Origin of the sequence: Cellulomonas sp. NPDC057328 (assembly GCF_042667215.1) — a bacterium.
In the GTDB taxonomy this organism is placed as follows: domain Bacteria; phylum Actinomycetota; class Actinomycetes; order Actinomycetales; family Cellulomonadaceae; genus Cellulomonas.
Genome location: NZ_JBHUZW010000016.1, coordinates 18,769 through 30,864, shown reverse-complemented (window position 1 = coordinate 30,864; position 12,096 = coordinate 18,769). Strand labels below are relative to the sequence as shown.

The following is a 12,096-nucleotide window of genomic DNA, read 5'->3' as shown; positions in this document are numbered from 1 at the left end:
CGCCCGGCGGACCGCGTGGTGGACGAGCCGACCTTCTCCGGTCGACCCGGTCGTCGTGCAGCACCGCGGGCCGCCGGTGCTGCACGACCACCGGTTCGGCACCCGCCGTCGAAGCGGCGCGACGAACCGGTCACCGGGTGACCTGTTCTCGGACGACCGTGACGGCATGACCTCACCGACCAGCCCCTCCGTCCGGTCCCACCCCGCCCCCGTCGACCTCCCCGAGCCGACCCTCGTGCCGGTCGACGGCGTCGTGCTCGAGGTGGTCGAAGCAGGCCGGGAGAACGGGGGCAGGCCCGTCGTCCTGTGCCACGGGTGGCCGGAGCTCGCCTACTCGTGGCGGCACCAGGTGCCGGCCCTCGTGGCGGCGGGCTACCACGTCATCGCGCCGAACCAGCGGGGGTTCGGCGGCTCGTCCCGACCGCCCGAGGTGACCGACTACGACATCGCGCACCTGACCGGCGACCTGGTGGGCCTCCTCGACCACTACGGGTACGACGACGCCGTGTTCGTCGGTCACGACTGGGGCGCGATGGTCGTGTGGGGGCTGGCCATGCTGCACCCGGACCGGGTCGACAAGCTGGTCGCCCTGAGCCTGCCGTACCAGGAGCGCGGCGAGCGGCCGTGGGTCGAGGGCATGGCGGACGTGCTCGGCGAGGACTTCTACTTCGTCCACCTCAACCGGCAGCCCGGTGTCGCGGACGCCGTCCTCGAGGCGGACACCTCGCGGTTTCTGCGCAACCTGTACCGGAAGAACCAGCCGTCGGCGGAGCCGCGACCGGGGATGATGCTGATCGACCTCGCCCGCCAGGAGGCGCCCCTCGGCGAGCCGCTGATGAGCGAGGACGAGCTCGCGGTCTTCGTCGCCGCGTTCGAGACCTCCGGCTTCACGAGCAGCCTGAACTGGTACCGCAACCTCGACCGCAACTGGCACCTGCTGGCGGACGTGGACCCGGTCGTCCGCCGGCCCGCGCTGATGATCCACGGCACGCGCGACACGGTCGCGCGTGCCGCGAACCTCACGACGTTCGTGCCCGACGTCGAGGTCCTCGAGCTGGACTGCGGCCACTGGATCCAGCAGGAGAGGCCCGAGGAGACGACCCGGGCCATCCTCACGTGGCTGGAGCAGCGCGACGCCGGGTAGCCCGTCGAGCCCACTTGCTCGCGCTGCTGACGTCTGCCGTCCGTCCGGCCCTCGGTCCGTGAGGTCGCGGGTTCGTCGTGAGGTCGTGGGTCCGGACCCGCGACCTCGTCCGGATCCCGCGACCTCGTCCGGATCCCGCGACCTCGCCGGCTCCCGCGACCACCGGCAGCACGGCGGCCGGCGTGGACGTCCTCCACCCGCGCACCGGGCGGGCGGTGCGCGGGTGGAGGACGTCAGCGGGCGGTTCGGGGTGGGACCCCGTCAGCGGCCCATGATCGCGTCGATGATGCCCTGCTGCGTCACCGTCGCGGTCTGCCGGTCGAACAGCCCGAACCCGTACTGGCCGTTGTACCCGTTGTCCCAGTAGGCGGTGGCCGCGCCGTACTTCTTCGCCGTCGCGACCAGGGTGCCGGCGTAGTCGGCGCGGTACCGGTTGTTCGTCGCGTCGAACGCCGTCTTGTCGATCGAGCCGTACTCGCCGATGAAGACCGGGTAGCCCTTGACGACGAACGCGTCGTGCATCTTCTTCAGCTGCGCGTCCATGAAGTCCTGCTGGCCCCACGTCGAGGTCCGCGCGCGGTCGGCCGCGTTCGGCCCCCACTGGGTGATCGCGCCGCTCTCCGTGCCGGTGAAGTCCCACGGGTCGTAGTAGTGCGCCGAGATCATGAGGCGCTGCTGGCCCGCCGGGATCGCCGACGACCGGTGGCTGTCGGTCGGGATGACGAAGCCGTAGCTCCCGGTCGTGTAGTCGATGTTGGTGTTCCAGCCCGGCACGAGCAGCCACCGCGAGGTGTTGGTGCCACCGGTCCGCCGCACCGTGTCGACGAAGACCTGGTTGTACGCGTTGATGTTCGAGTAGCACGGCTGCGTGGGGGCGCCGTACTGGCCGTCGAAGTTCTCGTTCATCGACTCGAAGATCAGCCGGCCGCCGTAGTTCTGGAACGTGGACGCCACCTGCTGCCAGACGGCCCGGTACTTGTCCTTGATCTGGTCCTGGTTCGGGGCGTCGCAGATGAGCCAGGCGCCGCCGACGCTCTTGTACCCGTCGCCGTGCATGTTGATGATCACGTGCAGCCCGCGGTCGTACGCCAGGTCCACGACCTCGCGGATGCGGGCGAGCCACGCGGCGTCGACGGTGTAGCTCGGGGCGGGGCCGATCTTCGCGAGGTACGACACCGGGATGCGCACGGTCCGGAAGCCGGCGGCCTTGACGCGGTCGAGCAGCGCGCCCGTGACGACGGGATTGCCCCACGCGGTCTCGCTCGGGACGCCGTCGATGTTCGCCTCGAGCTGGTTGCCGAGGTTCCAGCCCGCGCCCATGTCGGCGACGAGCTGCGTCGCGCCGACGGTGACCGGCCCGCCGGTGGGGGTCGGCGTCGGCGTGGGCGTCCGCGTGGGGGTGGGCGTGGGCCGCGGCGTCTGGGTCGGCGTGGACGTCGGCGACGTCGACGGCGTGGACGTCGGCGTGACCGGGCTGCCCGTGCAGGCGACGCCGTTCAGCGTGAAGCCGGTCGGCGCGGGGTTGCTCCCGGCCGACGTGCCGATGAAGCCGAACGACGCCGACCCGTTGGTGGGGATCGACCCGTTGTAGCCGGCGTTGCGGACCGAGACGGCCGCGCCCGACTGCGTCACGGTGCCGTTCCACAGCTGGCTGACGGTCTGCCCGGCGCCGAAGGTGAAGCGCAGGTCCCAGGCGGTCACCGGGTCGCCCAGGTTGGTCACCTGCACGCCCGCCTGGAACCCGCCCTGCCACTGGCCGGCCACGGTGTAGTCCACCTTGCAGCCGGCGGCGGCGTTCGCCGTGCTGGTGACGGCGATCGAGCCGACGACGGCGACGACGGCCGCCGCGGTCGCGGTCAGCACCTTGCGCAGGACGTGCACGGGAGTTGTCCCTCCGACGGGCTTCAACGGTCACGGCATCCCACCAGCCCGACGCCCCGGCGGGCAGTCGTCGAAGCGCTTCACATGCCCGGTGCGCGTCCGGACCGACGACGTCAGGACGCCGGCCGCCGCCACGCGCGCCAGCCGCGGCACAGGACGTACGCGACCGCCGTGCTGACCGTGACCACCAGGTCGACGAGCGCCGTCTCCGGCGCGTCGGCCAGGCGGTCCCACATGGCGAAGGAGTAGACGGTGACCGCGCCCTTGTGGAAGAGCAGGAGCTCCCACAGGCCCGGGTGGCGCCGCGGTGCGACGGCGAGCAGCGTCCAGATGCCGGCGAAGACGACGTAGGCGAGCGTCCGCCACGTCTCGCTGATGAGGCGGTCGTCCGTCACGCCGGCGGTGATGACGAGGCCGCTCGCGAACGCGGCCAGGGCGGCGACGGCGTTGAGCGCCATGATCGCGCGGCCGACGCGGTCGAGGCCGCGCCGGGGCGGGGCGACGACGGTGGGGGTTGCGGTGGTGGTGGTCATGACATCTCCTTGTCGCTACTGCTCTTCATCGACGTTACGATGCATAACGCTACCGACGCACCGTAGCGCGCGCAACGACGCTACGCTGCCGATGTGCCCCGCACCGCCGCCGATGAGCCCGTCCCCCGCCGTGAACGCCTGCGGCAGCAGACGGTCGACGAGATCAAGGAGCGCGCGTTCGAGCTGCTCGACGCGGGCGGCGCCCACGACGTGACGATCGCGTCCGTCGGTAAGGGCATGGGCATGACGCCCCCGGCGCTCTACCGCTACTTCCCGTCGCGCGAGGCGCTGCTGTCGGCCCTCGTCGTCGACGCGTACGCGGACCTCGGCTCGACCGTCGCGGACGCCGTCGGGGGCGCGGCGGACGAGGGTCCGCACGCGCGCCTGCGCCTCGCGCTCACCACCTACCGCACCTGGGCGACGGCGCATCCCCGCCGGTACACGATGCTCTTCTCCGACCGGTCGCGGGACGTCCCCGACCCGCCGGCCGGCGTCGCCGCGGTCAACGTGGGGATGCTCCCCGTGCTCGCCGCGCTGGGCGAGATCGCCGCGGCGTCCGCACCCGCCGGCGGCACCCCGCTCGACGAGGCGCTGACCCGCTGGGCGCAGGGCATGGGCGCGCCCGCGGACCTCGCCCCGGCGGCACTCCGCCTCGCCGTGCTCGCGTGGTCCCGGGTCCACGGCCTCGTCTCGCTCGAGATCACCGGCGCCCTCGCCGGCATGGGGCTGGACGCCGGCCTCCTGCTGGAGACGGAGATCGAGAGCCTGCTCGCAGCGGCGGCGGGCTAGCCCGCGGTCGGGACCTGCCTGCCCGGACGCGACCGGTGAGGCACGGACGTCCCGCGCGACCACCGGGTCGGCCCCCCGCCGTATCGCGAGGTCGCGGGTACCTCGCGACCTCGCGGGCTGCGACCCACGACCTCGCACGCAACCCGCGACCTCGTACACCCGGCGGCGAGGTCACGCGCCGGTGGCGGCCTCCCGGGACGCGCTCGCCAGCCGCTCGACGAGGTCCTCGGGGATCGGGCGGCGCGGCGTGAACGTGATGCCGGTCTTGGTGGCCTTCAGGCCCGCGGCCGCGATCTCGTCGGCGTACCGGGCGACGGCGTCGGCGAGGACGTACAGCCCGCACTGCCTGCTGAACGCCGCGTAGCTCGCGACGACCGTGCCGCCGACGCGGAAGCCGGGCATGTCGTACGCCACGATCTCCTCCGCGTCGGGCAGGGTCCGGGCCAGGATCGCGCGCAACCGCGTGAGCTCCGGCCGGAAGGGTTCGGGCGCGGCGGCGACGTAGGCGTCGTGGTCGGCTGGCGTGGACATGGTGGCGTCCCCCTCGGGGTCGGTGGTGGGATCTGGCCATGGTGACCCGTGAGCGTCCGGCCGGCGACGTCGACTACGAGCGGCACGGCCAGGGCTACGCGGTCCTGCGCCGGCCCGACTTGCGGATCGAGGCCCGGGTGCACGCGGCCCTCGGCGCCGCCCGGACCGTGCTCAACGTCGGCGCCGGGACGGGCTCGTACGAGCCCGCCGACCGGTACGTGCTCGCGGTCGAGCCGTCGGCGACGATGCGCGCGCAGCGTCCCGCCACGGCAGCGCCGGCGGTCGACGCCACGGCGGAGCGGCTGCCGTTCGACGACGACAGCGTCGACGCGGCGATGGCCATGGTGACCATCCACCAGTGGACCGACGTCGAGCAGGGGCTGCGCGAGATGCGCCGGGTCAGCCGCGGGCCGGTCGTCGTCCTCACCGTCGACGCCCCGGCGCTGCGCCGGTTCTGGCTGGCCGACTACTTCCCCGAGGTGATCGCGCTGGACGAGACGCGGTTCCCGGCGATCGACCGCGTGGTCGACGTCCTCGCCGCGGGGAGCGCGGAGGTGCGCGTCGACGTCGTCCCCGTGCCGCTGGACTGCGTCGACGGGTTCGGGGAGGCGTTCTACGGCCGCCCCGAGGCGTTCCTGGACCCGGAGGTCCGCGCGGCCACCTCGGGCTTCGGCCTGGCGGACGCGGCCGCCGTGCAGCGCGGCGTCGACCGCCTCGCGGACGACCTCGCCGGCGGGGCGTGGGACCGGGCGCACGGGCACCTGCGCACGCAGGCGGAGTACGAGGGCGCGATGCGCCTCGTCATCGCCACGCCCTGACCTCGTCGCGACGCAAGCCGCCTCCCGCCCGGGCGCCACGGACGTCAGGTCGCGCTGCGGACCGCGTGGTGGAGGTGGATTACGCCGTTGCCGAACCGTCGGTGGTCCCGCAGCTCCAGGTCGAGCCGCACGCCCCGCGGCAGCGCCGGCTTGCCCCCGCCCACGAGCACCGGGTAGACGAGCAGCACGCACTCGTCGACGAGGCCGTGCCGGAACGCCTCCGCCCCGAGCGCCGCGCCGCCGACGCTCAGGTCCGCGGCGGACGTCTCCTTGAGCCGGCGCACCGCCTCGGGCTCGAACGCCCGCTCGATGCGGGTCCGCGCCGTCGTCACCTCCTGCAGGGTCGTGGAGTAGACGACCTTGTCGGCGTCGCGCCAGATGCCCGCGTACTCGCGGACGACGTCGGTCTGGTCCGCGAGCCAGTCGTCGGTCTCCCAGACCCGCATCGCCTCGTACATGCGGCGGCCGTAGAGCGACGTGCCGATGCCCCGCTCGTGCTCGTTCCAGAACGCGTGCACCTCGTCGTCGGGTTCCGACCAGTCGAACGCGCCGCCCTCGTCCTCCAGGTAACCGTCGAGCGAGACGTTGGCTGCGTAGATCAGCTTGCCCATGGGTGGCCTCCGGCCGGACGGGGCCTCCAGGTTGGCAGCGGCACGGAGGTACCGGCAAGGGACGGGACCGCGGCACAGCCGGCCGGTGGTCGCGCGCGTCCAGGGAGTCCGCCCGGTGCGTGCGCTTCGGACGCGCTGAGCGCTGTTCACGGCCGGCGTCAGCCGCCCTGGACCAACCGGTGGCGGAGCGGCTGTCCGACCAGGTCAGGACGACCGTCGCCACTCCGCGGACGTCACGGTGAACTGCCGGTAGAAGGACGGCCGGCCGAGGAAGTCCTCCTCGCCGCCGCGTCCCGTCTCCCGCATCCCCAGACGCCGCAGCAGGCGCACCGAGCGCCCGTTCGCGTCCAGCGCCTCGGCCCAGACCTCCGTCAACCCCAGGGCACCGAAGCCGTGGTCGAGCGCGGCCGCGGCGGCCTGGCGCCCCAGCCCGTCGCCCCACCGGGCGCGGACACCGATGAGGACGCCCAGCTCCCGACGCGCCGGCCCGAGACCGTGCAGGTCGACGTAGCCCACCAGGGCACCCTCGCTCACCGCACCGAGCCGGAGCAGCTCCGGGGGCGGGGCGTCGACCACGCCTCGCCAGAACGCCACGTGCCGCTCGCGCGCGAGGCCCGTCGACCACCCGGCCTCCCGGCACAGCTCGACGTCGTCGGCCCAGGAGGCCAGGACCGGCACGTCGTCGTGGGTCAGCGGGCGGAGGTGGACGGGGGAGCCGACGCGCACCGCGGGGAGCCCGCCCAGGGCGCCGGTGCCGGCATCGGGCCGTCGGCGTGCGGGCCCGCGGTGGACGTCCATGCGGCGATGGTCGCACCGCACCCGCACCCGCACCCGCACGCGCACGACCGGCCGGGGCGTCGTCGCCCCGGCCGGTCGTCGTAGCGCCGGTCGGTACCGGTCAGCTGGCGGTGCAGGTGGCGGTCAGGCCGCTGCCGCTGCCGTTGGCGATGAAGCCCGCGGTCGTCGAGGCGCCGGCGGCGAGCCTGCCGTTCCAGCCGGCGTTGGCCAGCGTGTCGCTGCCGCTGAGCGTGGAGCTCCACGCCTGCGTGATGGTCGCGCCGTTCACGGTGACCTTCCAGCCGTTGATCGCCGCGCTGCCCGCCTTCACGGTGACCTCACCCTGGAAGCCGCCGCCCCACGAGTTGGCGGCACGCACGGTGGCGGTGCAGGCGCCGGTGCCCGGCTGCGGCGCCGGGGTCGTCGACGTCGGCTGGGGCGTCGGCGTGGTCGTCGGCTGCGGTGCCGGGTTGCCGCCGGGCGTGATGTACGCGTCGATGCACTGGTAGAACGCGTTCACCGTGTCGGCGATGTTCCACCGGACGAAGATCTTGTGGTTGCCCTCGGGCAGGTTGTTGATCTGGTGGGTGAACCGCTTGGGCGGCAGCGCGCCGTTGTCGTTGATCGTGGTGTGCAGGCGGCCGTCCACGAAGTACTCCCACGTCGACGTGGAGTGGTTCGCGACGATGTCCCAGGTGAACGTCTGGTTGGTCTTGAGCGCCTGCCGCGGCCACGCGCGGGACTCGTTGTCGAGCTCGGTGAACCGGCCGCCGCCGGAGCACGCCATCGAGCCCTTGCGAGCCTCGACGCTCCACGGCTCGTACTGGACCGGACCGCAGTCCTTCACGGCGCCGGTGTAGCAGAGGTCCTGCCGGCTGGGCGGGTCGGAGATCCACCCGTGCGCCTGGGCGGACGGGGGAGCGGCGGTCAGCAGTGCGAGCGTCAGCGCCAGCACCGTCATCACGGACAGCAGGAGCCGTGCGGCGGTGGACCGCGGAGCACGGGGAAGAGCGAGAGATCTCATGGGGGGTCACCTCGACCGGGTGGGGGGTCGGACAGAGCGGCGCGTTCGAACGTACGGGTCGGCGAGCCGGGCAGACAGGTACAGAACCGTTTCAGCAACCGCCGCAGGTGGGGTCGGGCGTCGCCCCCCCCGGGAGGGTCGCCACTCCGCTGAGCCCACCGAGAGGTCGCGGGCGAGGTCGCGAGGTCGTAGGTTCCGTGCGAGGTCGCGGGTGGGAGCCCGCGTCCTCGCACGATCCCCGCGACCTCGCGGTCCGCCCGCTGCGGTGACCGATCACGGGTCCGCCAGAGGTCCCGCGCGCGGAGCCGCGGAGCCGGCTCACCTCTGTACCGGAAGAAGTCGTGACGTCGCGCGGCGTCGAGGACCTCACCGAGATCGCCGCGCCCGCCGTGCAGGCTCCACCGTCCACGTGGTCAACCGCGCCGGCCGGTCCAGGACGGGTCGGTACGGCGTCTACCGCGTCGACGGCGAGCGGTAGACCGACACGTGCGAGCGTGACCCGGCGGTGAACTCGGCCCCGGACCAGTCGGCGTGCCGGCTCTCGAGCGTCAGGCCGGCCAGCTGAGCCATCAGGTCGAGCTCCGCGGGCCAGATGTAGCGGTGCGGGCTGCGGCCGAGACGGGCCTCGCGGCTCTCGTCGAACGAGAAGTGGTGGGAGACGACGCGCTGGTGCAGCAGGTCGTACGTGTCGAGGCCGATGTAGCCGGGCTCGAGCGCCCAGACGGTCGCCTCGGTGCCGGGCGGGAGCTTGCGCAGCTCCGGTACCCACAGCTCGACCACGAACCGGCCGCCGGGCACCAGGTGCCGCGCGGCGTTGCGGAAGCACGCGACCTGCTCCTCCTGGGTCAGCAGGTTGGAGATGGCGTTGTAGACGACGTAGACGAGCGAGAACGCGCCCGGCGCGACCGCGGTCGCCATGTCGCCCACGACGACCGGGACCGTGGCCTCGTCGACCTTGGTCCGCAGCTGCTCGAGCATCGGCCGTGACAGCTCGATGCCGACGACGGGCACGCCGCGCTCCGCGAGGGGCACGGCGACCCGGCCGGTGCCGATGGCCAGCTCGAGCGCCCGCCCGCCGTCCGCCAGCACGGTGAGCCGGTCCACGGTCGGCCCCAGCACGTCGGGCGCGAACATGCCGGTGCCCGGGGTGTCGTAGTGCTGCGCGGTCTCGGCGTCCCAGACGTCGTCCTGGTCCATGGCCTCGACGATCGCAGCGAGCACCCCAGCGGTCCACGGGATTGACGGTGGCCCTGTGCCCTGGAGGCTGCCCATGCGCCCACCCGACGTGCCGCTCCCCTGTCCGAGGGACCGGGTCTGCGCCGCGCTCGCACCTCCGGCGGGCACGATCAGCGCCGCGAGGCGATGCTGAAAGGGCCGCCGCACGACCCCCGCGGTGCCACCGCCCAACCGGAGGAGAGAACATGACGACGAAGGTCGAGAAGTCGATCCTGGTGAACGTGCCGATCAGCGTCGCCTACAACCAGTGGACGCAGTTCGAGGAGTTCCCCCACTTCATGGGGGGCGTCACGAAGGTCACGCAGCTGAGCGACGACCGCCTGCACTGGGTCGCCGAGATCGCGGGGGTGCGCCGCGAGTGGGAGGCCCAGGTCCTGGACCAGGTGCCGAACCAGAAGGTGTCGTGGGCGGCGACCTCGGGCGCGACGAACGCGGGCGCGGTGACGTTCGAGGACGTCGGCGGCGGCCAGACGTCGGTGCACCTGTCGCTCGAGTACGAGCCCGAGGGCCTCGTCGAGAAGGTCGGCGACAAGCTGAACGTCGTCGAGAACCAGGCCGAGCGCGACCTCGAGCGGTTCAAGGCCTTCATCGAGGACGAGGGCTACGCGACGGGCGCCTGGCGCGGGTCGATCGGGACCGGGGTCACCGGCACCCCCGGGGTCGAGGACGCGGCGGCGTCGCGCGGGGACAGCGGCCACGCCGGGGTGTCCGGCAAGGTCGCCGCCGCGGGCCTCGGTGTCGCGGCGGCTGCGGCGGCCGCGGTGGTGGCCGGCCGGAGCAGCGGCTCCGACGAGACAGAGGTGACGGGCGTCGACCTGTCGAACCCGACGCCGCCCGTCGTCCCCGTCGTCGACGAGACCGTGCCGCCCACGACCGCGCCGGTGAGCGGCGTCGAGGCTGACCCGCTCGTGGTGGACGACGTCGACGGCGGCGACGGCTCTCGCATCTGACGGCTCGCGTGCAGCACCCGGCGCCCACCGCGCCGAGCGCTCCCGACGGGGCGCCGGTCCTCCGGCGCCCCGTCGGCGCGTGACGGCGGCCGTCGACCCGGGGGACGGCCACTCGCCTGCGCCTGCGCCCGGCAGGCGTCCTGCGGAGAGCGGCGCCGGGTGGCGCTACACGTACGGCTCCGACCACGGCCCCCACTCGACGGGGCCGGCCGGGAAGACCCGCGCGCGCTGACGGGCGCCCAGGCTGGGGTCCTCGAGGAGGGTGCCGTCGAGCAGGGACACGCGGCAGCAGCCCGCGCGCACGACGCCCAGCCGGCCGCCGTAGTCCACCTCGCCCCAGCCGGGCTGGACACGGCCGGCGACCGCGGCGTCGACCACGCGCCGCACGGCGGCGACGGCCGTGTCGTCACGCGGGAGCTGCCAGTTCGCGAAGGCGCCACCGACGCCCGCGCCGACCTGGACGTTCCTCGCGCTCTGGCTCCACCAGACGCGGGCGGCGCCTCGCGCCCGCGGGGTGATCGAGACGTCGTCCGGGTCCCAGTCCCGGCCCTCCGGCCCGGCCCCACGGGGAGGCTCCGGCGACGTGACGGCCGCCCGGTCGGCCAGCTCGGTGCGCAGGTCGTCCCGCATCTGCCGGAACGCCGCCCTGATCGCGTCGTCCGGGGCGTGCCAGCTCACGTCGGGTCGGGTTCCGGTCGGGCGTCCACGGCCAGCACCGTCCCACAGGTCGTCTCCTCGGGGCGACGACCGGCGAGGGAGTTCACCGGTCCGGCGGTGCGCCGGTCCGTATCCTGCGGTCATGGCACTGCGCGCGCTGTTCATCGGCGGGACCGGCATCATCAGCACGGAGGCGGCCCGGCGAGCCGTCGCGGAGGGCGTCGAGGTCACACTCCTCAACCGCGGGCGGTCGACGAAGCGTCCGGTGCCCGACGGCGCCCGCGTGCTCCACGCCGACGTCCGCGACGCGGAGTCGGTTCGCGCCGCGCTGGGGAGCCAGGAGTTCGACGCCGTCGTCGAGTTCACGGCGTTCACCCCCGAGCACGTCCGGGCCGACCTCGACCTGTTCACGGGCCGCACCGGGCAGTACGTGTTCATCAGCTCCGCCTCGGCCTACCAGACGCCTCCCACGCACCTGCCCGTCGTCGAGTCGACGCCGTTGCGCAACCCGTTCTGGGAGTACTCGCGCAACAAGATCGCGTGCGAAGACCTCCTCGTCCGCGCCTACCGCGACACCGGCCTGCCGATGACGATCGTGCGCCCGTCCCACACCTACGACGCCACGCTGGTCCCGATGGACGGCGGCTGGACGGTGGTCGACCGGATGCGCCGCGGCCTGGAGGTCGTCGTCCCCGGGGACGGGACGTCGCGGTGGACCCTCACGCACAGCGCCGACGTCGCGGTCGGGCTGGTCGGGCTGCTGGGGCGCGAGGAGGCGATCGGCGAGGCGTTCCACATCACCGGTGACGAGGCGCCGTCGTGGGACCAGATCTACCTCGCGATGGCCCGGGCCGCCGGCGTCGACGAGCCGCGGCTCGTGCACGTCGCGTCCGAGGCGATCGCCGCCGCCGACCCCGAGCTGGGTGCCGGGATCCTCGGCGACAAGGCGCACACGATGATCTTCGACAACACGAAGGTCCGGCGGCTGGTCCCGCAGTTCTCGCCCCGCATCCCCTTCGCGCACGGCGCCCGCGAGATCGTCGCGTGGCACGATGCCGACCCCGCGCGCCGGGTGGTCGACCCGCAGTTCGAGGCCCTCACGGAGCGACTCCTGGAGGCCTACCGACCGCGCCCCCTGTGACGGC

The 12,096-nt window shown here is 73.7% G+C and carries 13 protein-coding genes; 5 read left to right on the top strand and 8 right to left on the bottom strand.

What is annotated here, in order from left to right; genetic code table 11:
- Positions 1-166 precede the first annotated feature (166 nt).
- On the top strand, positions 167-1,144 hold the full coding sequence (locus ACFUMH_RS05065; protein WP_378201361.1) for an alpha/beta fold hydrolase: 978 nt from the start codon (positions 167-169) through the stop codon (positions 1,142-1,144).
- 261 nt (positions 1,145-1,405) lie between these two features.
- Here ACFUMH_RS05065 and ACFUMH_RS05060 read toward each other — a convergent pair whose 3' ends face one another.
- Positions 1,406-3,025: a cellulase family glycosylhydrolase gene (locus tag ACFUMH_RS05060; protein WP_378201358.1), complete on the bottom strand. Its 1,620-nt coding sequence runs from the start codon at positions 3,023-3,025 to the stop codon at positions 1,406-1,408.
- Positions 3,026-3,138: 113 nt separating this feature from the next.
- Positions 3,139-3,558, bottom strand: a complete 420-nt coding sequence (locus tag ACFUMH_RS05055; protein ID WP_378201355.1) for a hypothetical protein — start codon at positions 3,556-3,558, stop codon at positions 3,139-3,141.
- Between the two features lie 93 nt (positions 3,559-3,651).
- On the opposite strand from ACFUMH_RS05055, the gene ACFUMH_RS05050 reads away from it, so the two are divergent.
- Complete coding sequence (locus tag ACFUMH_RS05050; RefSeq protein WP_378201352.1) at positions 3,652-4,347, top strand: TetR/AcrR family transcriptional regulator; 696 nt, start codon at positions 3,652-3,654, stop codon at positions 4,345-4,347.
- Between the two features lie 171 nt (positions 4,348-4,518).
- Here ACFUMH_RS05050 and ACFUMH_RS05045 read toward each other — a convergent pair whose 3' ends face one another.
- The gene (locus tag ACFUMH_RS05045; protein ID WP_378201349.1) at positions 4,519-4,878 is read right to left on the bottom strand and encodes an iron chaperone; all 360 of its coding nucleotides are present in this window, start codon (positions 4,876-4,878) and stop codon (positions 4,519-4,521) included.
- Between the two features lie 38 nt (positions 4,879-4,916).
- Between ACFUMH_RS05045 and ACFUMH_RS05040 the strand changes: the two genes are divergently transcribed.
- On the top strand, positions 4,917-5,696 hold the full coding sequence (locus ACFUMH_RS05040; RefSeq protein ID WP_378201346.1) for a class I SAM-dependent methyltransferase: 780 nt from the start codon (positions 4,917-4,919) through the stop codon (positions 5,694-5,696).
- Positions 5,697-5,740: 44 nt separating this feature from the next.
- Here ACFUMH_RS05040 and ACFUMH_RS05035 read toward each other — a convergent pair whose 3' ends face one another.
- From ACFUMH_RS05035 to ACFUMH_RS05020, 4 genes are all read right to left on the bottom strand, one after another.
- Positions 5,741-6,307 (bottom strand): dihydrofolate reductase family protein, encoded by a 567-nt coding sequence (locus ACFUMH_RS05035; protein ID WP_378201343.1) that lies wholly within the window; start codon positions 6,305-6,307, stop codon positions 5,741-5,743.
- Positions 6,308-6,511: 204 nt separating this feature from the next.
- Positions 6,512-7,105: a GNAT family N-acetyltransferase gene (locus tag ACFUMH_RS05030; RefSeq protein WP_378201340.1), complete on the bottom strand. Its 594-nt coding sequence runs from the start codon at positions 7,103-7,105 to the stop codon at positions 6,512-6,514.
- 100 nt (positions 7,106-7,205) lie between these two features.
- Entirely contained in the window at positions 7,206-8,108 is a 903-nt protein-coding gene (locus tag ACFUMH_RS05025) for a lytic polysaccharide monooxygenase (RefSeq protein WP_378201337.1), read from the bottom strand.
- 453 nt (positions 8,109-8,561) lie between these two features.
- Complete coding sequence (locus tag ACFUMH_RS05020; RefSeq protein ID WP_378201334.1) at positions 8,562-9,305, bottom strand: class I SAM-dependent methyltransferase; 744 nt, start codon at positions 9,303-9,305, stop codon at positions 8,562-8,564.
- Between the two features lie 224 nt (positions 9,306-9,529).
- Between ACFUMH_RS05020 and ACFUMH_RS05015 the strand changes: the two genes are divergently transcribed.
- Entirely contained in the window at positions 9,530-10,294 is a 765-nt protein-coding gene (locus ACFUMH_RS05015; RefSeq protein ID WP_378201331.1) for an SRPBCC family protein, read from the top strand.
- 165 nt (positions 10,295-10,459) lie between these two features.
- On the opposite strand, the gene ACFUMH_RS05010 is transcribed toward ACFUMH_RS05015, so the two are convergent.
- Positions 10,460-10,972: a hypothetical protein gene (locus ACFUMH_RS05010; protein ID WP_378201328.1), complete on the bottom strand. Its 513-nt coding sequence runs from the start codon at positions 10,970-10,972 to the stop codon at positions 10,460-10,462.
- Positions 10,973-11,093: 121 nt separating this feature from the next.
- Here ACFUMH_RS05010 and ACFUMH_RS05005 point away from each other — a divergent pair, with 121 nt between their 5' ends.
- Complete coding sequence (locus ACFUMH_RS05005; RefSeq protein ID WP_378201325.1) at positions 11,094-12,092, top strand: NAD-dependent epimerase/dehydratase family protein; 999 nt, start codon at positions 11,094-11,096, stop codon at positions 12,090-12,092.
- Positions 12,093-12,096: the final 4 nt, after the last annotated feature.